Source organism: Acidovorax sp. sif0632 (assembly GCF_019218805.1).
GTDB classification, from domain to species: domain Bacteria; phylum Pseudomonadota; class Gammaproteobacteria; order Burkholderiales; family Burkholderiaceae_C; genus Acidovorax; species Acidovorax facilis.
In genome coordinates this window covers 538,707-565,123 of record NZ_JAHUWW010000001.1, presented here as the reverse complement: position 1 = coordinate 565,123, position 26,417 = coordinate 538,707, and the positions used below count along the sequence as shown (strand labels likewise).

The window sequence follows — 26,417 nt, the reverse complement described above, 5'->3', positions numbered from 1 at the left end:
ACTTCAACCCATGTCCCTGCAAACCCTGCCCCTGCCGCCCTCCGAACTGGGCGAATCACCCTTCTGGCACCCCACGGAAAAATCCCTTTACTGGTGTGACATTCAGGGACAAGCAGTACACGCATGGCATCCTGAAAGCGGTCGCCACCGGCAATGGCGCATGCCCAGTGAGCCCGGCTGCTGCGCGCCTGCAGCCGGCGAGCGATTGGTAATCGGGTTACGAAACGGTTTCTACCTTCTGGATACGGCGAAGGACAGTGCCGACACCACCGCCCTCACCTGCCTGGCCCTGCTGCCACCTGATCAGCACGACACCGCTGTGCTGCGCCTGAATGATGGCCGGTGCGACACCGCAGGCCGGTTCTGGGCGGGCTCGGTCATCAGCCCTCGCACCGCGCCGGATGCCGCGCTGTGGTGCCTGCAGGCCGACGCGGCCAGTGCCACGGGCTACAGCGTGCGCCAGATGGCAGCCAACAACTTCACCGCCAACGGCCTGGCCTTCAGCCCCGACAACCGCACGCTGTACTGGTCCAACACGCCCGAGCACCGCATTGACCGGTTTGACTTTGACGTGGCCACGGGTGAGATCACGAACCGCCGCCCCTGGGTGCAGTTTGACCGCAAGGTGGAAGGCCAGCCTTACGGCGGCAGGCCCGATGGCGCGGCGGTGGATGTGGAAAGCAACTACTGGGTGGCGATGTACGAAGGCGCTTGTGTGTTGCAACTCTCGCCATCGGGTGAGGTGCTGCAGCGCCTTGCAGTGCCAGTGCAGTGCCCGACCATGGTGTGTTTTGGGGGGGAGGATCTGCGGACGCTGTACGTCACGTCGGCACGGGCTGGGAGGCCGGTGGAGGAGCAGGAGGCGAAGACTCCTGCGGGATCGCTGTTCAGCGTGCGCGTGAAGGCACAGGGACTACCGGTGAATTTCTTCGCAGGCTGAGTGCGTGGTACGGGATCCTGCTCGGGGAGAGAGGTGCCGGGCTTCGGGTTTGGGCCCACAGATGAAGGAGCGGATCTAGCGCCAAAGTCGAATCTTTGCCCCGCCTCGGCGATGTACTGATGCATTGGCCTGAAACTTTGCTGAACTTCGCCTCCGCGAAATGCTTGCTCATCGTTGAGGATCAACAGACTATGAACATTCGTCCTGCTAAGACACAAGATGCAGAAGCCCTCAGTGCACTCATCAATTCTTCAGCTCACCATTTCTTGATTGATTCCAGCGGTAGAGGTGCTGAACGATTTTTAGAAGGAATCACACCACAAGCCATTCTTGGCTATATCACCAGTTCCAACTTCTACTATTTGATTGCAGAAGACGGTACCAATCTCGCTGGCGCCGTGGCTCTTCGAGATGGCCGACACCTCTTCCATCTCTTTGTCGCGCCAGCCTATCAGCGGCGGGGTTTGGCTCGCGCTCTTTGGGAAGCGGCAAAACAAGGCGCCTCAAAGGATCTGAAAATTTTCACAGTCAACTCGAGCCCCAATGCGGTGGCTGTATACAAGCGATTTGGCTTTACCACCAATGGACCACGTACAGAAAAGAACGGTATCGCTTTCGTCCCAATGGAAGCCGCTGCGACTGCTGGGTCGTCTCGACATTGAGGTTCAAGCGATATCCAGCGATGTGGCGGTCAGCCAAGCGGAGGCGTTGAGAAAGCTCTTTTTCCTGCAGCCAGCGTCGGCTACTGGCCGAAAGCCACCATTCCGACTCACACCTCCCCCATCGCCCCCAGCACATCAAAGCACGCCCCCATGTTGTGATAGTCCACCTTCCCCGCATTGCTTTTCTCGCGGGTGGTGTTGCGGTTGTCGCGGTGCAGGATGCGAAACCAGGCGCCGTGTTGGTGGTCCACAAAGTGCTCCCAGCAGTAGGCCCAGATGCGGTCGTACCACTGCCAATACCGATCGTCGCCCGTGCGCACAGCCAGAACGGCAGCGGCGGCCATGCTCTCGGCCTGCACCCAGTGGTATTTGCCGTCGTCGCAGATGCTGCCGTCAGGCGCCATGCCGTAGTACAGGCCTCCGTGCTCGGCATCCCAGCCGCGCTCTACGGCGGTATCGAACAGGCGCTGTGCACAGGGCAGGTGCCAGTCGGCGGGCAGCAAGGCATCAAGTTGCAGCAGCAGCTTGGCCCATTCGGTCTGGTGGCCGATCTGGTAGCCCCAGGGGCGGAAGATGTTGCTGCGGTCGTGGCGGTTGTAGTCCCAGTCCACCGACCAGTCGGCGTGGAAATGCTCCCACACCCAGCCTTCGGCAGCCGGGGCGCTGGCAGGGTTGGATAACGCCGCCTGCCGCTGGCAGATGCCTTGCGCCAGTTGCTCGGCACGCTCGATGTAGCGGCGCTCGCCCGTGGCGCGGAAGGCCGAGATCAGGGCCTCGCAGGCGTGCATGTTGGCGTTCTGGCCCCGGTAGCCTGTGAGCTGCCAATCGGGACTGGCCTCGTCGGCGTACAAGCCTGCGGCGGGTTGCCAGAAATGCTGTTCGGCGGTATCAAAGGCCTGGGCCAGCCACTCGCGGGCTTCGGGCACGCCAGCTTCAAAGGCGCGGGCGTAGGCCAGCATCACAAAGGCCATGCCGTAGCAGTGGCGCGTGGCGTCTTGTACGGTGGCTCGCCCTTCATTCCAGTCGATCAGCCAGGCGTAGCCGCCCGTGGCGGGGTCGAGGAACGCGGTGCGCAGAAAATGCAGCGCGTGCAACATGCCGGCCTGGTAGCGCTGCTCGCCCGTGGTGCGGTACAGCATGGCGTGCGTGACCACAAAACGGGTAGCGCTGACCAGGTGGCGGGTGCGCGTGTCGTACACCGCGCCGTCATCCAGGAAGAAGTGGTACTGCCCGCCGCTCGCGTCGGTGGCCACGGGGTCGTAGAACGCCATGGTCTGGCGGATGTGCGCGCGCAGAAAGTCGGCAGAGCGGTAATTCGGCCGGGGTGCAGTCATGGTGTCTCCTCGAAAAATCGCCACTGCCCGTGGTCGCGCCGCCTCACGGCGGTGGCCACGGATCTTCTTCAGACGCCGGTGCGCAGCTGGGCAAGCAGCCCGGCGGTGGAGCCATCCAGCCCCGCAGCGTCGCCACTGGCCAGCCGCGCCTCAATGTCCTTGGCCAGCACCTTGCCCAGTTCCACGCCCCACTGGTCAAAGCTGTTGATGCCCCAAAGGCTGCCGCTCACAAACACGCGGTGCTCCTGCAGCGCAATCAGCGCGCCCAGCGATGCGGGGGTGAGCGCATCCAGCAGCAGGAAGGTGCTGGGCCGGTTGCCCGGGAAGTGGCGGTGCCCATCTTCCCCTTCCTTGCCCACCATCAGCGCCTGGGCCTGCGCCAGGGCGTTGGCCAGCAGCTTGTTGTGATGGCCCGGGAGTGGGTGGGTGGGCTGGCGCACGGCGATGAGTTCCAGCGGCAGCACGTCGGTGCCCTGGTGCAGCATCTGAAAAAAAGCGTGTTGGCCGTTGGTGCCCGGCTCGCCCCACAGCACGGGCGACGTGGCATAGGGCAGCGGCTGGCCGTCCAGCCCCACGCGCTTGCCGTTGCTCTCCATCTCCAGTTGCTGCAGATAGGCCGGCAGGCGGCGCAATGCGGCATGGTAGGGCGCAATGCAGCGGCTGGTGAAGCCATGGAAGTTGCGGTACCAGATGTCCAGCAGGCCCAGCCGCACCGGCAGGTTCTGCGCCAGCGGCGCTGTGCGGAAATGCTCGTCCATGGCATGGGCACCGGCCAGCAGATCGCGAAAGCCCGCCGAGCCAATCGCAATCGCGATCGGCAGGCCAATGGCGGACCAGAGCGAATAGCGCCCACCCACCCAGTCCCAGAAGCCGAAGGTGGTGGTGATGCCCAGCGCCTGCGCGGCATCGACATTGGTGGTCAGTGCCGCAAAGTGGCGCCCCACATCCTGACCGCCTTGCGCCGCAAACCAGGCCAGCGCCGAGCGCGCGTTGGTCATGGTCTCTGCCGTGGTGAAGGTCTTGGAGGCGATGAGGAACAGCGTGCTCTCGGGCTTGAGCGTGCGCAGTGTGGTGTGCAGCTCATGCCCGTCCACGTTGGAGACAAAGTGCAGGCGCTTTCCCGGTGCGCGGAACTGCTCCAGAGCCAGCACGGCCATGTGCGGGCCCAGGTCCGAGCCGCCGATGCCGATGTTCACCACATCGGTGATGGACTCATGAGCACGCACCGTGTCGGCATAGGCCAGCATGGCATCCAGCGTGGTGTGCACCTGGGCCAGCTTGTGTGCAATGTCTGGCCCGTCGCCGGGCAACGCCAGGCCCCGGGGGCGGCGCAGCAGCGTGTGCAGCACGGCGCGGCCTTCGGTGCTGTTGATGTGCTGGCCGCCGAACATGGCGTCGCGGTGCCGGGTGAGTCCACTGGCACGGGCCATGTCCAGCAGCAGCGCTTCGGTGGCGGCGTCCCACAGGTTCTTGGAAAGATCCGCAAACACCTCGGGCGCATGCTGGCTGAAGTGCTCAAAGCGCTGCGCATCGCTGGCAAAGACCTTCCGCAGGTCCAGACGGCTGCCATCTGCGGAGAACGCGGCCTGCAACTGAGGCCACTGCGGAGTTTGGTCGCAACGGAGGGAGGACATGGTGAATTCAGGATGTGGGGAGGTGAAAACCGGCGAGATAGTAACTTGATTACACAATTTATCTAATAATTTTCTGCGAACGAACTGTCAAAAAACGTTTTACAGCCTCTACAGCTACACAATTCAATGTAACGAGATTACAATTTCCAGCCGCAGACGCACAACAACACCCTGATACGGAGACCCCATGAGTTTTGACCTTGTCCTGTTTGGTGGAACAGGTGACCTGGCCTGGCGCAAGCTCATGCCCGCATTGTTTCAGGCGTTCCGGCACGGAACGCTGCCCGAGGGGGGTCGCATCATTGCCGTGGCGCGTGACGAGCTGAGCCACGAACAATACCGCAGCCTGATAAAGGCGCGGTTTGACAGCGTGGAACTGGCCAAGCGCCCCACCCCGGACGAGTTCGAACGCTTTGGCGCGCTGCTGCACTACCTGCGCATGGATCTGTCCAAAACAGAGGACTACACCAAGCTGGCCGCCATGCTGCATGAACGCGGCGCCGACTCGGTGGTGATGTATGTGGCCACCGCGCCCAGCCTGTTCACCAACGTGTGCGAGCAGATCGCCGCCGTGGGCCTGAACGGCCCCACCACCCGCGTGGTACTGGAAAAACCGCTGGGCCACGATCTCCAATCGAACCAGGCCATCAACGACACGCTGCGCCGCGTGCTCAAGGAAGAGCAGGTCTTTCGCATCGACCACTACCTGGGCAAGCCCTCGGTGCAGAACCTGTTTGCCATGCGCTTTGGCAACGCACTGTTCGAGCCCCTGTGGCGGCGCGAAACCATTGCCAACATCCAGATCACCATTGCCGAAGAACTGGGCGTGGAAACGCGCGGCGCGTTCTATGACCAGACCGGCGCCCTGCGTGACATGGTGCAGAACCACGCGCTGCAACTGCTGTGCGCCATCGGCATGGAGCCGCCCATCAACTCCAGCGCCAACGCCATCCGCGATGAAAAGCTCAAGGTGCTGCAGTCCCTCAAGCCCTGGAGCATGGAGACCATCGGCCAACACGTGATTCGCGGTCAGTACGCGGCGGGCAACGTGCACGGCGCGCAAGTGCCCGGCTACGCGCAGGAAAAAGGCGTGGCCCCCGGCAGCACCACCGAAACCTTTGTCGCGCTGCGCACCGAGATCAGCAACTGGCGCTGGGCGGGTGTGCCGTTCTACATCCGCACCGGCAAGCGCCTCGCGGGGCGCGACGCGCACATCGTCGTCAACTTCCGCCCCGTGCCGCACCCCATCTTCAAGACCCCGGTGGGCGCGGCCAACCGCCTGGTGATCAACCTGCAGCCCAAGGACGGGCTGGAGCTGCACCTGCTGGCCCAAGGCGCCGCCCAGCACCAGACGGAGCCCGCGCTGTCGCAGGTGCACCTGAACCTGGACTTCGACCAGCGTTTTGGCACCGAGCGCGTGGGCGCCTACGAGCGCCTGTTGCTCGACGTGATTGCAGGCCGCCTGAACCTGTTTGTGCGCAGCGACGAGCAGGAAGAAGCCTGGCGCTGGGTCGAGCCCATCCTGCAGCACTGGAAGAACGACCCCGTGGGGCCGCGCCCGTACACGGCGGGCAGTTGGGGGCCTAGCTCGGCCAGCGCGATGATTGCACGCGATGGGTATTGCTGGAGCGAGGAGATGTGAGCGGGGCGTTCACGCCACCTTTCTCCACCACGTCTCTCCTCGCCATCACGCTCTTCACCCGGGCGCGCCGCGCTGCGGCAGATCAATCAGGCGCCCGCCAGCTGCGCCCGGGCCTCCCGTCTGAAATCGGTGGGGCGTTGGCCTGTGTGTTTCTTAAAGAACCGACCGAAGTACGCCTCGTCCTCAAACCCCAGCTCGGCGGCGATCTGCTTGACCGACAGGGACGAATACACCAGCTCTCGTTGCGCTTCGTGCACCACGCGCGCGTTGACCATATCTTGGGCCGACATGCCGAGCACTTCGCGGCACAGGCGCGAGAGTTGCCCTACGGAAATCCCCAGCGCGTCCGCGTAGGAACGCACGGGCGTGTGCTGGCGGACATGCACATCCAGCAAGGCACGGAACCGCTCGATCTGCCCGGCCTTGCGCGAGCGCCCAGGCCCCGGCAGCGCGGCGGACGTCTGCGCCAAACGGGCAATCTGCACGAACAGAGCCACCAGCAGGGGCATACCTGCGGCCCTAACGCCCCCATCGCCATGGGACTCCTGCTCGATCACCTCAAACAAGGGTTGTAGCGCCTGCGCATGACGTCCACCCGGATCCACCGGCAGGACCAGGGGGCGGCGGATGTGCTCCAGCAACTCCGGCGCCGCCAGGGCAGCCAGCGACTCCAGCGGCTTCTGCGCCGCAGTGATGACCGGGCCGTCCGTGGCCGGATGAAAGCTGAACCCATGCACCGTGCGCGCGGGAATCACCACAAGGCATGGCGGGTGCAGCGGCCAGCGCTGGCCGTCCATCAGCGCGCTGCCGCCCGCGCCGCCCGCCGTCAGGTACAGCACTTGGATCAGCCCCTCGTGGAAATGCAAGTCGATCTCCCAACCAAACAAGCTGGAACGTTCAGGCACCCGCTCCAGATGCACCAGATCGGCCCAGGCCGGCGAAGCGTCCTGCGTGCCGTAGAGCGCGAACTGTCGCACCGTCCCGGGCTCGATTCTCATGGTTTTCCCTCATTCTGAGTGGGTGGCATATGCACGAATTGTCCTGTTCATCGCTCGCTTTGTCGATTGAGAAAAGCCGCAGGGTGCGGGATGCTTCACCCCATCACCACAAGGAGACAGCGGCCCATGAACCACAGCGACAACCGCATCGCTCACGATGAATTTTCCTCCGCGCAGGGCGCGGACTGGCTACGACTGAAGGGACGCGTCTGCGTCGTAACGGGGGCCGGCAGCGGCATCGGAGCCGCCATTGCAGGCGCATTTTCAGCGGTCGGTGCCCAGGTGGCGTTGCTGGACCGTGACGGAGAGGCCGCCCGACAGGTGGCCACACGATTGACCACCCAAGGAGGCCATGCGCTGGCTGTGGCCTGCGACATCACCGACGAAAGCGCTGTGTCCGCCGCAGCCGTGCAGGTTCGGGAAAGCCTTGGGCCCGCCGCCGTTCTGGTCAACAACGCGGGCCTGCTTCGTCCGGGTAGTCTTGACAGCGTCACGCTGGCCGACTGGAACGCCGTGTTGGCCGTCAACCTGACCGGCTACCTGCTATGCAGTCGTGCCTTTGGGCAGGACATGCTGCAGGCGGGCCGGGGTTCACTGGTGCATGTTGCATCGGTATCGGCCCTGCACCCGCAGACCGCCAGCGGCGCCTACAGCGCCAGCAAGGCGGGTGTGCTTCTGCTGTCGCGCCAGTTGGCGGCCGAGTGGGGCCCCCGGGGCGTGCGCAGCAACGCCATCTGCCCCGGGATGATCCGCACCGCGCTGTCTGCCCGCTTCTATGAGGAGCCAGGCTTCGAGGCGCGGCGCGCAGCAGCCACGGCCAGCCGCCGCGTTGGCGAGCCCCGGGATATTGCCGAACCCGCGCTGTTCCTCGCCAGCGACCGATCGGCCTACATGAACGGTGCAGAGCTGCTGGTCGATGGCGGCCTGGGCTGCATGTTGATGGACATGGTGCCGCGCCCGGGCTTCAACCGCACGCCGACCCCAGCCACCTGACGCGCACCGCCCCGAACGGCGCCACCCCTGACCAGAACCCACGCACCAAGCGCCACCGGTGCAGGCCGCCGCATGGGCAATGCCCAGCGCCCCCTGCACATACGCCCCTCAACAAGGAGACTGCAACATGAACCCTGCCAACCCTTCCTCCAGCGAGGAACTGACATGCGACCTGCTGGTCGTGGGCTCCGGCGCCGGCGGCCTGTCCACCGCCATCGCGGCCAGGAAACACGGACTGGATGTCATCGTGATCGAAAAGGCAACCTGCTTCGGAGGCACCACTGCCTTCTCGGGCGGGGTGCTCTGGATCCCCGGCAACACCCAATGTGCTGCACCAGACACCCGCGAGGCCATGCGCACCTACATGAAGGACCAGACGGGGCCGTTCTACCAAGCTGATGCGGTCGACGCCTTCCTGGACCATGCGCCCGAGATGGTGGCCTGGTTCGAGCGCGAGACTGCCGTGCGCTTCGTGCCCACGCTCTACCCCGACTACCACCCCGACGCACCAGGGGGCGCTGCCATTGGCCGCTCCATCCTGGCCGCGCCCTATGACGCGAGCCAGCTGGGTCCAGAGCTGGCACGGCTACGCCCACCGCTGTCCACGATCACCTTCGTGGGCATGATGTTCAATTCGTCGAACGCCGACCTCAAGCATTTCTTCCGCGCCACCAAATCGGTGGTGTCGGCTGCCTATGTGGCACGGCGCCTGGGGGGCCACCTGCTGGACCTGCTGCGCTACCGCCGGGGCGTGCAGGTGACCAGTGGCAACGCCCTGGCTGCGCGCCTGGCCAAGACCTGTTTCGACCTAGGCATTCCGATCCACACCGAGGCCGAAGCGCGCGAACTGCTGCAAGCTGATGACCGCGTGACCGGTGCACGCGTGCACACGCCCCGGGGCGAACGGCGCATCCGCACCCGCCGGGGCGTGGTGCTGGCCTGCGGCGGCTACCCCCACGATGTGGCCCGCATCACCCAGCGCTACCCGCACCTGGCGAGTGGTGGCGAGCACCTCTCGCCTGTGCCCGCAGAGAACACCGGCGATGGCCTGCGCCTGGGCGCGCAGGTCGGTGGGCAAGTGGATGAGCGCTTTGACGGCGTGGGCGCAGCCGCCTGGATGCCGGTGTCGCGCGTGCCCCTGAACCAAGGCCGCACGGGGGTGTTTCCGCACCTGCTGGACCGCTACAAGCCCGGCATCATCGGGGTGCTGCGCAACGGGCGGCGTTTCACCAACGAGTCCCATTCGTACCACGACGTGGGCGCTGCCATGATCGAGGCCTGCCGCGACCAGCGCGAGACCGCCATGTGGCTGCTGTGTGACCAGGCCACGCTGTCCAAATACGGCCTGGGCTATGCCAAGCCCGCGCCCATGCCCGTGGGCGGCCTGATTCGCAAGGGCTATCTCTTCAAGGGCCGCACGCTGGCCGACCTGGCCCAGGCCGCTGGCATCGACCCCGAGGGGCTGGAAGCCACCGTGCGCGAGTACAACGCTGGCGCGCGCACCGGCGAGGACCGCCAGTTCGGGCGCGGCACCACGGCCTTCAACCGCTACCTGGCCGACCCCGACCAGCAGCCCAACCCCTGCGTGGCCCCTATTGGTGCCGGCCCTTACTACGCCGTCAAGGTCGTCATGGGCGACCTGGGCACCTTCGAGGGCCTGCGCACCACCACCGAAGGCCAGGTGCTGCGTGCCGACGGGCAGGCCGTACCCGGGCTGTACGCCGTGGGCAACGACCGCACCAGCATCATGGGCGGCAACTACCCTGGTGCCGGCATCACGCTGGGGCCGGCCATGACCTTTGGCTGGATCACCGGCCGCCACGTGGCGGGCGCATGGCCGCCAGGCGAGCGCACAGCGCCCGCCCGCAAGGAGGCCTGCCATGCCGCATGAGCCCTTGGCCAAGCCCCTGGTGGACCACCGCATCTACACCATCCGCCTGCGCAAGATGGGCGAGTTCCTGGAGGTGTTCAACCGCATGGCCATGCCCGTGCTGATGGACACGCTGGCACACCCGGTGGGGTTTTACGTCAGCCAGGTCGGCCCCTTGAACCAGTTCGTGCACCTGTGGGCCTACGAAGACCTGGCCGACTACGAGCGCCGCTGCCAGGCCCGCGACAGCCACCCAGCGTTTCCCGCCTACCTGGCAGCGTCCGAGCACCTGATCATGGCGCAGGAAACGCGCCTTGTCCGCGCAACGCCCATGCCGGGCTGGAGGACGCACCAGCCCTGAAGCAACAACACCCGCCCTGCCCCATTGCGCCCACCAGCCACCACAGACAACATCAACGGAGACAAACCATGCACATCCCATCCCTTCGCACCTTCATCACCCGTCGCAACCTGCTGCTGCGCGCCAGCGGCGCAGCCTGCCTGGCAGCCACCACGGGCGCCAGCCTGGCCCAGCCCCCAGCGTGGCCGAGCAAGCCCATCCGGCTGGTCGTGGGCTTTCCGGCTGGCGGTACCACCGACGTGATGGCCCGCGTCGCAGGCGCGGCACTGAGCAAGTCGCTCGGCCAGCCCGTCGTGGTGGACAACAAGCCGGGGGCCAGCGGCAACCTGGGCGTGATGGAAACCAGCAAGGCCGCACCCGATGGCCACACGCTGATGGTGGCCCCCATTTCGGTGCAGACAGCCAACCCCTTCCTGTTCAAGCCTGCACTGAACCCCGAGCGCGACCTGCGCCCCGTGGCCAGCCTGGGCTACGCCCAGCTCTACCTCGTGGCCAAAAAGGGGCTGCCCGTGCAAAGCGCCAACGACCTGGTGGCCATGGCCAAGGCGGCGCCTAGCAAGCTCAGCTATGCCTCCGGGGGGGCTGGCACCCAGATGCACCTGGTGGGCGAACTCTTCAAGCAGCAGGCGGGATTTGACGCCGTGCATGTGCCCTACCGGGGCGCGGCACCGGCGCTGCAGGACATCCTGGCCGGGCAGGTGGACTACTACTTCGACCCGGCCACCGGCTTCCAGCACATCCGCGAAGGCCGCGCACGGCTGCTGGCCGTGACGGGCACCAAGCGCTCGGCCTTCTTCCCGGAGGCCCCCACCCTGACCGAGCTGGGCATCAAGGGCGTGGAGCTGGGCAACTGGTTTGGCGTGTTTGCGCCCGCAGGCACGCCCAGCGACATCGTGAACCGACTGGCCAGCGAGATCGCCAAGGCGGTCGCCCTGCCGGAGGTGAAAAGCCGCTTTGCCGACCTGGGGGCCGAACCCATCGTCCAGGACGCCACCGCCTTCCAGCAGACCATCGGGGCAGAAACGCAGCTCCTGTCAGCGCTCATCAAGGAACGCCGCATCGCCGTGGACTGAGCGCAGGGCAACGAAGGAGAACCTGCACCGGTCAGGCCGGCCCGACCAGCTCGATCGGCAACCCGTCCGGGTCGGCAAAAAAGGTGAACAGCGCCCCGGTGAACGGGTCCGTGCGCACCGGCTCCACGGCCACGCCGTGCGCCGCCAAGGCAGCGACACTGGCCGCCATATCGGCCACGCGCAGAGCCAGGTGGCGCAGGCCACAGGCCTCGGGGTAGGACGGGCGCGCAGGCGGTTCAGGAAAGGAAAACAGCTCCACCTGCGTGCCATCGGGCAGTTGCAGGTCGAGCTTGTACGACTGCCGCTCGGCGCGGTAGTGCTCGTGCACCACCTGCAAGCCCAGCACCTCGGTGTAGAAGCGGCGCGAGCGGACATAGTCGCTGGCGATGATGGCCACATGGTGCACACCGCTGACCTGTAGTGCAGGCCCCGGCGCGGGCGGTGCGGCAACTTCGCTGCTCATCCTTCAGAGCCGGCAATATCGAGCGCACGCGAAGCGCCATACAGCGCAGGCGTGGCGCTCGGGTCGATGATCCAGCAGGGGATGGACGCGAGGTAGGGCTGAAAGCGCCCCTTGGACTCAAACCGTGCGCGGAACGAGGATTTGTCGAACCACGTGCCCAAGCGCGGCACCATGCCGCCGCCAATGAACACGCCGCCGCGCGCGCCCAGGGTAAGGGCCAGGTTACCCGCCACGCTGCCCAGAAACCCGCAAAACAGGTCCAGCGCCTCCAGCGCCAGTGCGTCGTTGGACTGCAGGGCCAGCTCGGTCACTTCGGCGGCCGAACTGATCTCCTTGCCGCCGCGCTGGGCCAGCCTGCGCAGCGCGTGGTACAGGTCCACCAGCCCCGCACCCGATACCGCGCGCTCTGCGGACACATGGCCATAGCGTTCTTGCAGGATGGCCAGCACGTCGAATTCGCGCTGCGTTTGCGCGGCCAGCGACACGTGCCCGCCCTCGCCCGACAGGGGCACGCCGTTACTGGACCCCGGCGGGAAGACCAGACCCGACACGCCCAGGCCCGTGCCCGGGCCCAGCAGCGCGATGGCGGCGCCCGGCACGGCCTCGCCGCCGCCCACGGGGCGCAGCAGGTCGGCCGTCAGCAGGGGCAGCGCCAGTGCCAGCGCGGTGAAGTCGTTGATGACCACCAGGCGCTCAAAACCAAACGCCTCGCGCACCGCGCGCTGCGAGAAGCTCCAGCTGTGGTTGGTCATGCGGATGGCGTCGCCCGTAACGGGGTTCGCAATGCCAAACGCAGCCTCGCGCGGGGTGGGTACGCCCACTTCTGTCAGATAGGCCGCCAGCGCAGCATCCACAGTGGGGAACTGCGCACAGGGCAACACGCGCGTGTCGTGCAAGGGGCCGCCCGGTTCGTTCTGCCAGGCCAGTCGGATGTTGGTGCCGCCGATGTCGGCAAGGAGGCGCTGAGGGTGCATGGGAAAAATATGAAAACCAAAGGTCACACGCCCCCATTGCCCTGCGGCAGACGGCGGCCTGTGGATCGCTAACGCTATTATTTATATAGCTATTGGCGCTTGACGGATAAGCGATGGAGCCTCTTTTTACCTGAATTACCGCTTCAGGCAAAGACCAAAGCCCCTTCTTGCAGCGACCCAGGGGCCGGGGCTCCCAACCGCTCAGCCTGTCAATCGATCTTCGGACTTGGCGTCGAACCAGTGGGCGTTGGCGGGCTCTACCGCCAGGCCCACAGCGTCGCCGGGCTGCACACGGGTCTGCGCATCGGTGCGCAGCGTGACGCTGCCTGCGGCGGTGTCCACCATCACATAGGTGTCGGGGCCCGTGGGCTCCACCACGCTGACCCGGCCGCGCCAGGGGGCGGTCTCCTGCATCACAAGGTGCTCGGGGCGCACGCCCAGCAGCACCTCGTTAGCACTGGATGGTGGAGGCGCCAGGTTCAACGCCGCACCCTGGATGCCAAACTGCCCGCCCGTGACCGCGCCACGCAGCAGGTTCATGGTGGGTGAGCCGATGAAGGTGGCCACGTAGGTATTGGCCGGGCGGTTGTAGATCTCGTCGGGCGTACCCAGCTGCTGCACCACGCCGCCCTTCATCACCGCGATGCGCGAGCCCAGGGTCATGGCCTCGACCTGGTCGTGCGTCACGTACACGCTGGTGATGCCGCTGGCCTGGTGCAGGCGCTTGATCTCTGCACGCATCTCCACGCGCAGCTTGGCGTCCAGGTTGGACAGCGGCTCGTCGAACAGGAACAGCTGCGGCTGGCGCGCCAGTGCCCGGCCCATGGCCACGCGCTGGCGCTGGCCGCCCGAGAGCTGGCTGGGGCGGCGGTCGAGCAGGTGGCTGATCTGCAGCATGGCAGCCACTTCGTCGATGCGTTTTTGCCGTTCTGGCTTGGGCATCTTGCGCATCTCCAGCGCAAAGCCAATGTTGTCGGCCACGGAGAGCGTGGGGTACAGCGCATAGCTCTGGAACACCATGGCGATGTCGCGGTCGCGGGGGGGCATGCCCACCACGTTCTTGCCGGCGATGCGGATCTCGCCCTCGGTGGGCTCGTCCAGGCCCGCAATGATGTTGAGCAGCGTGGACTTGCCGCAGCCAGAAGGACCTACCAGGATCAGGAACTCGCCCGGTGCGACGTGGATGTCGATCTTGCGCAGCACCTCCACGCTTTTATCGCCCTTGCCAAAGCGCTTGTTGATGCCTGCGATGTCGAGTGATGACGCCATGATTTCTAACCTTTAACCCTTGACTGCGCCCGCCGTGAGGCCGCGCACAAAAAACTTACCTGCAAGAACGTAGATCACCATGGTGGGCAGGCCCGCGATGATGGCGGCCGCCATGTCCACGTTGTAGGCCTTCACACTGCTGCTGGTGTTGGCCAGGTTGTTCAGGCCCACCGTCACGGGCTTCGAGTCCGTGCCCGAGAACACCACACCGAACAGGAAATCGTTCCAGATGTTGGTGAACTGCCAGATCAGTGTGACCATGATGATGGGCGTGGACAGCGGCAGCACGATGCGCCAGAAGATCTGGAAGAAGCTGGCGCCATCCATGCGCGCCGCGTTCACCAGCTCCTTCGGGATCGCCGCGTAGTAGTTGCGAAAGAACAGCGTGGTGCCCGCCAGCCCCGCCAGGCAGTGCACCAGCACCAGCCCGGTGATGGAGCTCGAAAGCCCTAGCCATCCCAGCACCTGGCTCATGGGCAGCAGCACCACCTGGAACGGCATGAACACGCCAAACAGCAGCATGCCGAACAGAGCATCGCTGCCGCGAAACTTCCACAGGCTCAGCACATAACCATTGAGCGCGCCCCACACGGTGGAGATCATCACGGCCGGCACGGCCATGGCCACCGAATTCCAGAAGAACGGGCGCAGGCCATTGCAGTCCACGCCCGTGCAGGCGCTGGACCAGGCCGTGCCCCAGGCTGCCCCGTTCAGCGCAGCGGGCAGCGCCAGCAGCGAGGTGCTGCGGATCTCCTCGGCATCCTTGAACGAGGTGACCAGCATGGCGTACAGCGGCAGCAGGAAGAACGCGGTGGCCAGGGCCAGCACGGCATAGACCAGCAAGCGGCCGAGCGACGGAAAGAGGGAGGGCTTAGCGGTCATGGGGCTTGGTCCGCAGTTCGCTGTAAAGGTAAGGGATGACCAGTGCCGCCACGGTGGCCAGCATCATGGTGGCACTGGCGGCGCCCAGGCCGATCTGGCCGCGCGAGAACGACATGGTGTACATGAACGTTGCGGGCACGTCGGTGGAAAAACCAGGGCCACCGGCGGTGAGCGCCATCACCAGGTCAAAGCTCTTGATCGCCAGGTGCGACAGCACCATGACCGTGGAGAAGAACACGGGCCGCAGTGCTGGCAGCACGATGCGCCAGTAGATGCGTGGCAAGGATGCACCATCGACCTGCGCGGCCTTGATGATGCTGTCGTCGATGCCCCGCAGGCCCGCCAGGAACAGCGCCATCGCAAAACCAGCGCTTTGCCAGATGCCTGCAATCACCACGCAGTAGATGGCCATCTCGGTGTCCACCAGCCAGCCAAACTCAAAATTCGGAAAGCCCCAGTCGCGCACCATTTTTTCGATGCCCAGGCCCGGGTTCAGCAGCCACTTCCAGGCCGTGCCCGTGACCACAAACGACAGGGCCATGGGGTACAGGTAAATGGTGCGCAGCGCGCCCTCAGCGCGGATCTTCTGGTCCAGCAGCACTGCCAGCACGACGCCGATGGCCAGGGACCCGCCCACGTAGCCCACGCCGAAGATGCCGAGGTTCTTGAGCGCTACCCACCAGCGGTCCATCTCCCAGAGTTTTTCGTACTGCGCGAGGCCCACCCACTCGTAGTTGGGAAGCATGCGCGATGCGGAGAGGCTCAGCACGCCATTCCAGACCATCAGGCCATAGATGAAGGCAAAGCCCAGTACAAAAGCCGGTGTCACGACCAGCTTGGGAAGCCATGTTTCAAAGGTGTTTTTGCTCATGGCCACGGTATGTGTTTGTCATCGTCCTGCATGTAAAAAAAGCGGGGGACACGCAGGAGTGCCCCCCAAATGAACAAAGTAACCTCTGACTAACTCGCTAACTCACTACCTACTCAACGGATCACCACCACACCTCGTACTGCACGCCCACCAGCGTGCGCGAGGTCTTGCCATTGGCGCCAAAGGTTGCGGCATTGGCCAGTGCCGCCGCCTGGTTCCAGTTGGCCTTGGTCACGTACAGACGCAACTCGGGACGTGACCAGAAGTCTTCCGACAGGGCCAACGCGCCCGCCAGCGTGACCTTGGACAGGCGCTGGTCAGCACCAGTGCCCTTGCGGGTGGTGGTGGACAGTTCCACCAGGCCCTTGAAGTTCTTGGTGAACGCATAGGAGCCACGGCCGCCCAGCGAGAAGTCCTTGGTCTCCACGCCCGTCAGATCAGCCTTGTTGGTCTGGTAGCCAATGAGGGCCTGACCACCAAACGGGCCGCTTTGCCAATTGATGGAGTCGGCGATGCGGGTGGCGCGCTTGCCAGCGCTGGTGCCCTCGATGGCCTCGAACTCTCCGTCGATGCGCGCATGGCCCCGCGATGTTTGCAGGTACAGCGTGTTGGTGATGCTGGGCAGCAGGAATTCCTTTTGCGTATGCATGAAGGAGATGCCCGAGCCCGAACCGCCATTGACCTGGCCCTTGCCCCCCACCGCCGTCAGCAGCACCCGCAGCTTGCCACCCGGGTTGGTGTTGATCTCCGACAGGTCGGCGTTGATGCGGTGTGCCTTCACGTTGTTGGGCAGGCCACCGTCGAACTTATCGCCGGTGAACACGCCCAGGCCCAGCTTCATTCCGCCGACGGGCACGTCGGTCACACCGGCGCCGATGTTGTCGCCGTAGTTCAGCAGGAAGTAGTCGACGATGTGCACGTCCTGGATCCGCAGGCGGCGCTGGCCGACCCAGAACTTGGCTTCGGGCGAGAACGAGAAGCCGCTCATTTCCACAAATGCCTGTTCGGTGCTGATGTCGCCACTGCCCCACTTGGCGGGCATGTAGTTGACCTTCCACTTGACACCGCCGGCTTCAAAACCACGTGCAAAGTTGACTTCGATGCCGTTGTCACCCTCGTTGCCCAGGCGGTATTTTTGCAGCTCGCCACCCAGCGAAAGGTTGCCCTTGACGCCGTCGGAGTGGTTGAACACCGGGCCGCCCCGCGAGTAACCGTTGAACTCAAAGCCTGCTACATCCATAGCAAAGGCGCCATTCGCGCATGCGGCGGCCAAAGCCACCGCCGTAAGGCGGTTTCTTGTCTTCATGATGGGATCCCTCTGGGGTTGGTTTTAGTGCGTGTGTGCGCGTGTGTCTTGCACGGCTTACTTGGTTTTCGCGGCGGCCGCGATCTTCTTCATGGCATCGGCGACGCTGACCTTGTCGTCGTTCCAGAACTGGCTGACCACGTCCTTGATGGCGCCTTCGGTGGCCGGGGCAATTGCCATGCCGTGGGCCGCGCTGGGCACCAGGCCGCCGCTCTTGGCGGTGTCCACAAAGTCCTTGGCCGAGGCCTTCGCGCAGTCGTCAAACTTGTCCATGGGCTGGCCCGCGCGCACGGGGATGGAGCCCTTGTTGAGGTTGAACACTTCCTGGAAAGCCGGGCTCATGATGGCGCTGGCCAGGTCGCTCTGCGCCTTCTGTGCGGCAGCATCCTTCAGCTTGAACAGAATGAACGAATCGACGTTGAAGGTGAACGCGTTGGCCGAGCCCGGTGCAGGAGCACACAGGAAGTCCTTGCCCGGCGCCTTGCCTGCGGCCAGGAACTCGCCCTTGGCCCAGTCGCCCATCAGCTGAAAGCCGGCCTTGCCCTGGATCAGCATGGCCGTGGCCAGGTTCCAGTCACGGCCAGGGGCGCCGGGGTCGGTGTAGCCCTTGATGCGGCGGAAAGTCTCCAGCGACTTCTTCATGGTGTCGCTGTTGATGGCCTTGTCGTCAAGCTTGACCAAGGCGTCCTGGTAGAACTTGGGGCCACCCACGCCGAGCACCACCGATTCAAACGTGGTGAAGTCCTGCCAGTTCTGGCCACCGTGGGCCACGGGCACCAGGCCTGCGGCCTTGAGCTTGTCGGCTGCCGCAAAGAACTCGTCCCAGGTCTTGGGCATGGCGGCCACGCCAGCCTTCTTCAGGGCCTCGGAACTGCCCCACATCCAGTTCACACGGTGCACATTGACCGGGGCCGCCACGTAAGCGCCCTTGTACTTCATGACATCGGCGACCACCTTGGGCAGCAGGTCATCCCATTTTTCAGCCTTGGCCAGGGTGTCCATGTTGGCCAGCACGCCTTCGGACGCCCACTCCTGAATGGCCGGGCCCTTGGTCTGCGCAGCCGACGGTGGGTTGCCCGAGATCACGCGGCTCTTGAGCACGGTCATGGCGCTGTCGCCACCGCCACCGGCCACGGCAAAGTCGCGCCAGGTGTGGCCCTTGCCCTGCATGATCTTCTTGAGCTCGGCCACCGACTTGGCTTCGCCGCCCGAAGTCCAGTAGTGCAGGACCTCCACCTCCCCCGCGCTGGCCGACATCGCTGCCGCCAGGCCCACCGCCACTGCGGCGATTTTTGTCATCTTCCACATACCCGTGTCTCCTCGATGTTTGAATCCGTTGGTGCGCCGCAATCCGGTGCTGTTCAGCGCAGTCGGTACTTTAATTACAATAATTAATGAACATATCAGGGCTTTCCCGGGTGTGGGTTACATACCAACGCCATTGGCCCGTTATTGCATTACCAACCGCTGCGGGTGCAAGCATTGCCGTGCTGCAGGAGCCGCTGGCGGGGTGCTTTGTTATGCTCAATCCCATGGCCACGATACTGATTGTTGAAGATGATGCCCTGCTGCTGGACGCGCTGACTGGCCAGCTCCAGCAGCTGGAATTCGGCGTGCACACGGCCTCCAGTGTGGCCGAGGCCACCACGCTGCTGCAGTCGCAGGCGGTGGACGGCATCATCCTGGACCTGGGCCTGCCCGGCGCCGACGGCATGGAGCTTCTGACCTGGGCGCGCACCCACATTGCCGGCCTGCCCGTGCTGATTCTGACCGCGCGCGATGGCGTGGAAGACCGCGTGCTGGGTCTCAATGCCGGGGCTGACGACTACATCACCAAGCCCTTCAACATGCAGGAGCTGCAGGCCCGCCTGCAGGCCATGCTGCGCCGTGCGCGCCAGCCCGCCTTTACCCAGGCCAGCAGCGCCGCAGGCGGCGCCAGCACCACCATCGGCCCGCTGGTGCTGGACCACGCCAGCCATTCGGCGGCGCTCAATGGCGACCTGCTCGACCTGACCCAGCGCGAATGGGAGCTGCTGGAGTTGCTGGTCAACCGCTGCGGCGAAGTCGTCACGCGCGACGATGTGCTGGCCGCCTGGCGCGCCAGCCCCCCGGAGCCCGGACAAACCGCCGCGCCCCCGCTCAACTCCAACGCGCTGGAGGTGTATGTGCACCGCCTGCGCAAGAAGCTCGACACCTCGCCGCTGGCCATCCGCAACATCCGGGGGCTGGGGTACATGCTGAACAGGCCGTAGATGGAACACCCCCCTGAGTCGCTGCGCGCCTTCCCCCCGCTCTCGCTTCGCTGCGCTACGCGGGCAGGAGGACGATGCCCTCGCTGCGGGGCGGCCCTTGCTCGGCATCCCTCGCGGGGGCCGCGCCAGTGGCTGGCATCGGGGGTCCCACTGATCTCCGCAGGCCCAGGCCACTGACATGCGCCACGTACCGGGGGTTTCTCTTCAACGCAAGCTGCTGCTGTGGCTGCTGCTGCCGCAGCTGGTGCTGTGGCTGTCGGGCGGGTTTCTGGCGTGGCGCATTGCGCTACAGAACGGCGAGAAGGGCATTGACCAGACGCTGACGCAGTCGGTGCGGGCGCTCGCGCGGCAGATCAAGCCGATCGGGGACGGGTTGCTGGTGGACTTTCCCAAGGCCGCGCAGGACATCCTGGAGCAGGACCCGGCCGACCGCATCACCTACATGGTCTCGTCCCCGCCCGGCCGCTTTCTGCTGGGCAATGCCCAGTTGCCCCCGCCGCCGCCCGTGGAGGTGCGCGTAGGCGACCCCTACCTGTACCACGCCCGCGTGGACGACCGCCCCGTGCGCGTGGCGCTGCTGGACGTGGACTACGGCACACCCCAGACGCGCCAGACCCTGCGCGTGCAGGTGGCGCAGAGCCTCACCGTGCGCGAGCGCATCGCGCAGGAGCTGCTGGAGCAGATGGTGTTCCCCATGGGGCTGATGGGCCTGGCGCTGAGCGCCGTGGTGTATGCGGGCGTGCTGCGCGGCCTGCAGCCCTTGAAGCGCCTGGAGGCCCAGATCGAGCGCGCCGGCGCCCTGCCGCAGGCTGGCACCACACCGCTGCCCCCCATCGAGCTGACCTCGGCTCCGCAGGAGGTGCATTCGCTGGCCAGCACCATCAACCGGCTGCTGGAGACCGTGGCGCGCGGCCAGCAAAAGGAAAAGCGCTTTCTCAACGACGCTGCGCACCAACTGCGCACCCCGCTGGCCGGGCTCATCGGCCAGACCGAGCTGGCCCTGCACGAAAGCCATGAGCCCGCCGTGCAGGAACGGCTGCAGAAAGTGCTTTCGGCCGCCCAGCGCAGCGCCCACTTGGTGCACCAGCTGCTGCAGCTGGCGCGCTCCGAATCGAACGTGGAGATGCAGGCCATCGACCTGGCCTGCCTGGCCCGCGAAGTCGCTCGCGAATGGGCAGCCCGCGCCCTGGCGCAAGGCATGGACCTGGGCTACGAGGGTGACGACAGCCTGCCCGTGCAAGGCCAGCCGGTGCTGCTGCGCGAGGCGCTCAACAACCTCATCGACAACGCACTGCACTACGCAGGCCCCGGCGCCACGGTGACAGTGCGTGTTGGCCACGAGGAGCCCGGGCGCTGGGCCTTGCTGCTGGTGGAGGACGACGGACCGGGCGTGCCAGCCGAACACCTGGGCGATCTGTTTGCGCGCTTCTGGCGCGGGTCGGACAAGGCGGGGGGGTGTGGGCTCGGGCTGTCGATCGTGGAAGAGATCGCGCTGCGGCATGGCGGCCGGACGGTGGCGGAGGGGGTGGTGCCGAGGGGGTTGCGGGTGGGGATGCGGCTGCCTGCAGGGTAGGTGTTTTTGGTATTTTTTTGGGGCCTTGCGCTTGGCCCACGAGCGCGAACAGCTACTTTTTTTCATAGCACTTTGCATTTGCTATTCGGGCTGAGCCTGCCGAAGCCGGGGCACACCCCCACCCGCTCGGGCTGAGCCTGCCGAAGCCGGGGCACACCCCCACCCGCTCGGGCTGAGCCTGTCGAAGCCAGGGCACACACGCTCGCTGATCTGTGCGGTATGCCTGGTTTCAGGGCGGGAGCCGGGGGGTGCGCCCGGCGGCGCAGTAACTTTCTCTTGTCTCGCCAAGAGAAAGTCACCAAAGAGAAAGCGACCCTGCTGTCTGCGCCCCCTTCGCTGCGCTACGGGGCAACCTGGGGTGCTCGGTCACGGGGTGCACCGCAGAACTCGCTGCGCGCCTGCGGCGCTCCGCTCGGACAACTGCGGTGAGTCAGTTCACGAAACATGTGTGTCCTTCGGCACACATGCCACCCCGCGCCCTGCGCGCCCCAGGCGCATACAGAAGGGAACCCAACGAACATCCATCCGGGCCATCGCTTTGCTCGGCCCCATCTCACGGGCGCAAGCGCCACGCGCTGCGCAGGCGGGGCCGAGCGCAGCAATGGCCCGCGTGGCTGTTCGGCTGTTGGATGTTCGGCTGCCCAACCCCCTGCTGGCTGCGCCTGCGGCGGGGCGGTTGCGGGGTGGCACGCGCGTCGGAGCGCGCGTGCTTCGTGCACTGACTCGCCGTGGTTGTCCGAGCGGCGCGCGCCAGCGCAAAGCGAGTTCCACGGCGCACCCCGCAACTGCCCCGACGCAGGTTTGCCCCGTAGCGCAGCGAAGGGGTCGCAGACTGGGGGTCGCCTTTCTTTTGGGTACTTTTCTTTGGCGAAGCAAAGAACAAGTACCTCGCCCGCCGGGGCGAGTCCCGGCCTCCGCCTTCAACCCCAGCATGCTTTTCACACCAGCGCGCCAAGGCTTCGACAAGCTCAGCCCGAACGGTATGGGGCAAACTGAGAAGCTATAAAAACAATAGCGGCTAGCGCTTTCTACACAAGCGCTAGCCGCCAAAACCACTAAAAACTCCGACCTCAAGCCGCCAGGATCAGCTTCTCCAGCTTCACTGCATCCACCGCAAACGCCCGAATCCCCTCGGCCAGCTTCTCGGTGGCCATCGCATCCTCATTTAGCGCAAACCGGAACCCCGCCTCGTCGTAGTTCACCGCGGGCAGGTCCATGCCCTTGGCAGCCTCTGCATCCAGCGCCCGCTGCAACGGCGCATCGCTCGCCGCCAGCTGCGCCAGCAGCTCCGGCGCAATGGTCAACAGGTCGCACCCAGCCAGCGCCGTGATCTGGCCCACGTTGCGGAAGCTTGCACCCATCACCTCGGTGGCAATGCCAAAACGCTTGTAGTGGTTGTAGATCTGCGTGACCGACTGAACGCCCGGGTCGTTGGCGCCCGCGCGCGCGGCCTCATCCCAGCTCGCGCCCGCCTGCTTCTTGTACCAGTCGTAAATGCGGCCCACAAACGGGGAAATCAGCTGCACCTTGGCCTGGCCGCAGGCCACGGCCTGGGCGAACGAGAACAGCAGCGTGAGGTTGGTATGGATGCCCTTGCGCTCCAGCTGGGCAGCGGCCTGAATGCCCTCCCACGTGGCCGCGATCTTGATGAGCACGCGGTCGATGTGGATGCCTTCGGCCTGGTACAGCTCGATGATGCGCTCGGCGCGCGTGACGGTGGCGCTGGTGTCAAAGCTCAGGCGGGCATCCACTTCGGTGGAAACACGGCCGGGCACGTGGGTCAGGATCTCGCAACCAAAACGCACCAGCAGGCGGTCGATCACCTCGTCCATCGCACGCCCTTGCCATTTGGCGACGGTGTCCTTGAGCAGCGGCGCGTATTCGGGCTTTTGCACCGCCTTGAGGATCAGCGAGGGATTGGTCGTGGCGTCCTGCGGACGGAACTGGGCCAGTTGCAGAAAGTCGCCAGTGTCGGCAACCACGGTGGTGAACTGTTTGAGGGCGTCGAGTTGGTTCGTCATGGCGCCATTATTCCGCATTGGTCCAGGCGCCTTCGGTACTACCAACCACTGATACGCCGTGGGCACCCAGGCTCAGCTGCACCGCGTCGCCCACAGCCAGCACATCGTCCAGGTCGGACGACACCACAAAAATGTGGCCCAGCGCGGTCTCGAAGGTGTATTCGTACACTGCGCCCAGGTAGGCCCGCTTGTCCAGCCGCGCGGGCAGCAGGCCCTCGCCCTGGCGGTGAATGCGCCAGGCCTCAGGGCGCACCGCCACCTTCACCGGGCCGCTCTTCACCGCCATGCGGGGGCGCAACACCAGCGGGCCGAGCGCCACCGTGCCGTCAGCGTCGGCCACGGCCGGGAACAGCATGGCCTCGCCCATGAAGCCCGCGACGAATTCGCTGTGCGGGGTTTCATACAGCGCGCGGGGAGAGCCCTTTTGCGCAATCAGGCCCTGGTTCATCACGATGATCTGGTCGCTCACCGCCATGGCCTCAGCCTGGTCGTGCGTGACGTAAGCCACCGTGAGCGACAGGCGCTGCTGCAGCGCACGGATCTCTTCACGCATCTCGCGGCGCAGGCGGGCGTCGAGGTTGGACAAGGGCTCGTCAAACAGCAGCACCTCGGGCTCCAGCACCAGCGCACGGGCCAAAGCCACACGCTGCTGCTGCCCGCCCGAGAGTTCACTGGGCAGGCGGTCGTCATAGCCCACCAGGCCCACGCCGCGCAGCGCCTCCACGGCCTTGGTGCGGGCCTGCTCCTTGGGCTGGCCTGACATGCGCAGGCCGTACATCACGTTCTCCACCACATTCATGTGCGGGAACAGCGCGTAGCTCTGGAACATCATGCTCACATTGCGTTGCGCGGGGCCCAGCGTGGTCACGTCCTGGCCTGCGATGAAGATCTCGCCCGAAGTGGGCGATTCCAGCCCCGCAATCATGCGCAAGGTGGTCGTCTTGCCGCAGCCCGAGGGGCCGAGGATGGTGGTGAGCGTGCCGCGTGGCACTTCAAAGCTGATGCCCTTGACGGCCAGGGCCGCGCTGCTGTCGCTGCCGTAGCGCTTGGTGATGTTGCGGAACACGATGCCCGCGTCATTGTTGTTCATGGCGTGTTTTCTTTTTTGTCAGAGGGGTCAGTGCGCAGCGGGAGCGGCTCCACGGCGGCCCAGTTTGCGGTCACCCACCAGCAGCTGAATGAGTCCGATGGAGGCCGACATAAGGACGATGAGCACCGTGCAGTACGCCAGCGCCACGCCATAGTCGCCATTGCCCACGCGGCCAATGATGTAGGTGGTGGCCAGCTCGTTTTCGGCCGTGACCAGGAAGATCACCGCACTCACGGTGGTGATGGCGCGCACAAAGCTGTAGACCAGCGCCGCCACCAGCGCAGGTTTGAGCAGCGGCAGCACCACATGGCGCAGCGTCTGCACACTGCCCGCGCGCAGCATGACGGACGCTTCATCCAGCGACCGGTCCAGCTGCTTGAACGCGGCAGTGCCCGCCCGCACGCCCACCGGCAGGTTGCGGAACATGAAGCACAACACGATGATGAGTGCCGTGCCTGTCAGCTCGAACGGCGGCACGTTGAAAGCCAGGATGTAGCTCACGCCCAGCACCGTGCCGGGAATGGCAAACGCCAGCAGCGCTGCAAACTCGAACGCGCCCTGCCCCCGGAACTCGGTGCGCGCCAGCAGCCACGCAATGCCGATGCCCAGCGTGGCCGTGAGCGGCGCCGAGATGGCCGCGAGCTTGAGCGTGGTGAAAAACGAGTTCCACGCGGTGCCCGCCCACACCACACCAAATTCGCCCCACTCCACACTGAACGCCGTGCGAAAGTGCGCCAGCGTGATGGTGTAGTCGCGCCCCCAGGTCTGCACAAAACCGCCCGCCAGTGCAAACAGGTACACGATGAGCGTGAAGGCCATCCAGGGCAGTGCAATGGAATGCACCACGCGGCGCACACCGGTGGGCAGCGGCATAGCAATGCCTGCATCACCCTTGCCCGACACGGTGGTGAAGTTCTGCTTGCCCAGCAGCCCGCGCTGGATCGCAAACACGGTGAGCGCAAAGAACGTGAGGATCCAGGCCAGCGACGCGGCACGCCCCTGGTCGTACTGCGCACCGACGATGGCAAAGAAGATTTCGGTCGAGAGCACCGAGAACTGCCCGCCCACCACGATGGGATTGCCGAAGTCGGCCATGCTTTCGATAAAGCCCACCAAAAACGCGTTGGCCAGGCCGGGCTTGAGCAGCGGCAGGGTTACGGTCATGAAGGTGCGGTGCGGGCTGGCACGCAGCGTTTGGGCTGCCTCTTCCAGGCTGGGCGCCACGCCCTGCACCACGCCGCGCATGATCATGAAGGCGATGGGCGTGAACGCAAAGGTCTGCGCCACCCAGATGCCCAGCCAGCCGTAGAACCAGCGCGTGGGCGTGATGCCGAACGCGTACTCCAGAAACTGGTTGAACACCCCGGCACGGCCGAACAGCAGGATGAGCCCCAGGCCCACCACAAACGGCGGCGTGATGATGGGCAGCAGCGCCACGATGTTCAGCGGCCGCGCATAGCGGCGCGACGCGCGCTCGGCCATCAGCGCCATGAAAGTGCCCAGCAGCGTGGTGCTGGTGGCGGTCATCAGCCCCAGGAACAGCGTGTTCCAGGCCACGCCGCAGCGCTGGCCACCGGCCAGGCACGAGAGACCAAAGTTGCGCTCGTGCGCAATGCGCTCCCACACCACGGCCAGCGAGAACGGGCCATCCTCCAGAAAAAACGCAGCCGACAACGCCTTGAGCACCGGGAACACGATGAACAGCGCGAGCAGGCTTCCACAGCCCACCACCGCAGCCGCTACGAACAGATCGCCTTTGAAAAATCCTCGCCGTGCCACGCCGAACGACAGCAGCACCAGCAGTGCTGACAACACCACAAACCCGCCCCAGCCCATGCCGGGCTGGCGCGCGCCCAGTTCACCCAGGCTGGTGTTCATCCACTCAAAGGCCCAGCCTCGTGCGCCAATCGCAAAGCCACTGAGCAACAAGGCCACAAGCCCCAGCGCGCCCCCCGCCGCAAGCACGGCGCCCTGCTTGCGTCCCGCAGGCAGGCAGGCGCCCAGCCCCGCCACGGCCAGACCGGCCAGGCCTAGCCAGAGCCAGGGCCGACCAAACAATGCCGCCTGCATGAGCCCGTTGGCCGCCTGTTCGCCGCTGAAAACCTGGCCCACCGCGAGCAGGCCATTGGCATCCTGCTGCGCATACCAGGGGAACACGAGATAACCCAGCACGCCCACGACCAGCCAGACCCACAAGGGCCGGTTGACC

Annotated in this window: 22 protein-coding genes; 9 read left to right on the top strand and 13 right to left on the bottom strand. The window is 65.4% G+C overall.

Annotated features, from left to right (window positions below; genetic code table 11):
• Window positions 1-10: 10 nt before the first annotated feature.
• Window positions 11-940, top strand: a complete 930-nt coding sequence (locus KW832_RS02525) for an SMP-30/gluconolactonase/LRE family protein (protein ID WP_218298758.1) — start codon at window positions 11-13, stop codon at window positions 938-940.
• Between the two features lie 191 nt (window positions 941-1,131).
• Entirely contained in the window at window positions 1,132-1,602 is a 471-nt protein-coding gene (locus KW832_RS02520; protein WP_218298759.1) for a GNAT family N-acetyltransferase, read from the top strand.
• A 107-nt stretch (window positions 1,603-1,709) separates the two neighbouring features.
• Here KW832_RS02520 and KW832_RS02515 read toward each other — a convergent pair whose 3' ends face one another.
• Together KW832_RS02515 and pgi are read right to left on the bottom strand one after the other, a co-directional pair.
• On the bottom strand, window positions 1,710-2,936 hold the full coding sequence (locus tag KW832_RS02515; RefSeq protein WP_218298760.1) for an AGE family epimerase/isomerase: 1,227 nt from the start codon (window positions 2,934-2,936) through the stop codon (window positions 1,710-1,712).
• A 68-nt stretch (window positions 2,937-3,004) separates the two neighbouring features.
• On the bottom strand, window positions 3,005-4,570 hold the full coding sequence (pgi, locus tag KW832_RS02510) for a glucose-6-phosphate isomerase (RefSeq protein WP_218298761.1): 1,566 nt from the start codon (window positions 4,568-4,570) through the stop codon (window positions 3,005-3,007).
• A gap of 187 nt (window positions 4,571-4,757) precedes the next feature.
• On the opposite strand from pgi, the gene zwf reads away from it, so the two are divergent.
• The gene (gene zwf, locus KW832_RS02505) at window positions 4,758-6,212 is read left to right on the top strand and encodes a glucose-6-phosphate dehydrogenase (RefSeq protein WP_121422369.1); all 1,455 of its coding nucleotides are present in this window, start codon (window positions 4,758-4,760) and stop codon (window positions 6,210-6,212) included.
• Window positions 6,213-6,298: 86 nt separating this feature from the next.
• Here the strand turns inward: zwf and KW832_RS02500 are convergent, their stop codons facing one another.
• Window positions 6,299-7,210, bottom strand: a complete 912-nt coding sequence (locus KW832_RS02500; protein ID WP_218298762.1) for a helix-turn-helix domain-containing protein — start codon at window positions 7,208-7,210, stop codon at window positions 6,299-6,301.
• A 126-nt stretch (window positions 7,211-7,336) separates the two neighbouring features.
• On the opposite strand from KW832_RS02500, the gene KW832_RS02495 reads away from it, so the two are divergent.
• From KW832_RS02495 to KW832_RS02480, 4 genes are all read left to right on the top strand, one after another.
• A complete protein-coding gene (locus KW832_RS02495; RefSeq protein ID WP_218298763.1) occupies window positions 7,337-8,203 on the top strand; it encodes an SDR family NAD(P)-dependent oxidoreductase in 867 nt (288 codons plus the stop codon).
• 127 nt (window positions 8,204-8,330) lie between these two features.
• A complete protein-coding gene (locus tag KW832_RS02490) occupies window positions 8,331-10,094 on the top strand; it encodes an FAD-dependent oxidoreductase (protein WP_218298764.1) in 1,764 nt (587 codons plus the stop codon).
• The gene (locus KW832_RS02485) at window positions 10,084-10,434 is read left to right on the top strand and encodes an NIPSNAP family protein (RefSeq protein WP_218298765.1); all 351 of its coding nucleotides are present in this window, start codon (window positions 10,084-10,086) and stop codon (window positions 10,432-10,434) included. Before KW832_RS02490 ends, KW832_RS02485 begins: the two co-directional genes overlap by 11 nt.
• Window positions 10,435-10,502: 68 nt before the next feature.
• Window positions 10,503-11,507 (top strand): tripartite tricarboxylate transporter substrate binding protein, encoded by a 1,005-nt coding sequence (locus tag KW832_RS02480; RefSeq protein ID WP_218298766.1) that lies wholly within the window; start codon window positions 10,503-10,505, stop codon window positions 11,505-11,507.
• Between the two features lie 31 nt (window positions 11,508-11,538).
• Here the strand turns inward: KW832_RS02480 and KW832_RS02475 are convergent, their stop codons facing one another.
• The 7 genes from KW832_RS02475 to KW832_RS02445 all read right to left on the bottom strand — a co-directional run bounded on the left by KW832_RS02475 (window position 11,539) and on the right by KW832_RS02445 (window position 18,580).
• On the bottom strand, window positions 11,539-11,970 hold the full coding sequence (locus KW832_RS02475; RefSeq protein ID WP_218298767.1) for a VOC family protein: 432 nt from the start codon (window positions 11,968-11,970) through the stop codon (window positions 11,539-11,541).
• Window positions 11,967-12,944: a glucokinase gene (gene glk, locus KW832_RS02470; RefSeq protein WP_218298768.1), complete on the bottom strand. Its 978-nt coding sequence runs from the start codon at window positions 12,942-12,944 to the stop codon at window positions 11,967-11,969. Before glk ends, KW832_RS02475 begins: the two co-directional genes overlap by 4 nt.
• Window positions 12,945-13,145: 201 nt before the next feature.
• Entirely contained in the window at window positions 13,146-14,213 is a 1,068-nt protein-coding gene (locus tag KW832_RS02465) for an ABC transporter ATP-binding protein (protein ID WP_218298769.1), read from the bottom strand.
• Window positions 14,214-14,225: 12 nt separating this feature from the next.
• Complete coding sequence (locus KW832_RS02460) at window positions 14,226-15,095, bottom strand: carbohydrate ABC transporter permease (RefSeq protein ID WP_121422358.1); 870 nt, start codon at window positions 15,093-15,095, stop codon at window positions 14,226-14,228.
• Window positions 15,085-15,966, bottom strand: a complete 882-nt coding sequence (locus tag KW832_RS02455; protein WP_121422357.1) for a carbohydrate ABC transporter permease — start codon at window positions 15,964-15,966, stop codon at window positions 15,085-15,087. Before KW832_RS02455 ends, KW832_RS02460 begins: the two co-directional genes overlap by 11 nt.
• 121 nt (window positions 15,967-16,087) lie before the next feature.
• The gene (locus KW832_RS02450; protein WP_121507506.1) at window positions 16,088-17,206 is read right to left on the bottom strand and encodes a carbohydrate porin; all 1,119 of its coding nucleotides are present in this window, start codon (window positions 17,204-17,206) and stop codon (window positions 16,088-16,090) included.
• Window positions 17,207-17,329: 123 nt separating this feature from the next.
• Complete coding sequence (locus KW832_RS02445; protein WP_121422355.1) at window positions 17,330-18,580, bottom strand: ABC transporter substrate-binding protein; 1,251 nt, start codon at window positions 18,578-18,580, stop codon at window positions 17,330-17,332.
• A 224-nt stretch (window positions 18,581-18,804) separates the two neighbouring features.
• On the opposite strand from KW832_RS02445, the gene KW832_RS02440 reads away from it, so the two are divergent.
• Window positions 18,805-19,524 carry a response regulator transcription factor gene (locus tag KW832_RS02440; protein WP_055395176.1) on the top strand — a complete coding sequence of 240 codons (720 nt, stop codon included), beginning with the start codon at window positions 18,805-18,807 and terminating at the stop codon, window positions 19,522-19,524.
• A 178-nt stretch (window positions 19,525-19,702) separates the two neighbouring features.
• Window positions 19,703-21,097 carry a sensor histidine kinase gene (locus KW832_RS02435; protein WP_121422354.1) on the top strand — a complete coding sequence of 465 codons (1,395 nt, stop codon included), beginning with the start codon at window positions 19,703-19,705 and terminating at the stop codon, window positions 21,095-21,097.
• A 1,070-nt stretch (window positions 21,098-22,167) separates the two neighbouring features.
• Here the strand turns inward: KW832_RS02435 and tal are convergent.
• Genes tal through KW832_RS02420 form a run of 3 tightly spaced genes read right to left on the bottom strand, consistent with a single transcriptional unit; the run spans window position 22,168 to window position 26,386 of the window.
• Complete coding sequence (tal, locus tag KW832_RS02430) at window positions 22,168-23,118, bottom strand: transaldolase (protein WP_116748975.1); 951 nt, start codon at window positions 23,116-23,118, stop codon at window positions 22,168-22,170.
• A gap of 7 nt (window positions 23,119-23,125) precedes the next feature.
• Window positions 23,126-24,208 carry an ABC transporter ATP-binding protein gene (locus tag KW832_RS02425; RefSeq protein ID WP_218298770.1) on the bottom strand — a complete coding sequence of 361 codons (1,083 nt, stop codon included), beginning with the start codon at window positions 24,206-24,208 and terminating at the stop codon, window positions 23,126-23,128.
• Window positions 24,209-24,235: 27 nt separating this feature from the next.
• Window positions 24,236-26,386: an ABC transporter permease gene (locus KW832_RS02420; protein ID WP_370628624.1), complete on the bottom strand. Its 2,151-nt coding sequence runs from the start codon at window positions 26,384-26,386 to the stop codon at window positions 24,236-24,238.
• Between the last annotated feature and the right edge of the window lie 31 nt (window positions 26,387-26,417).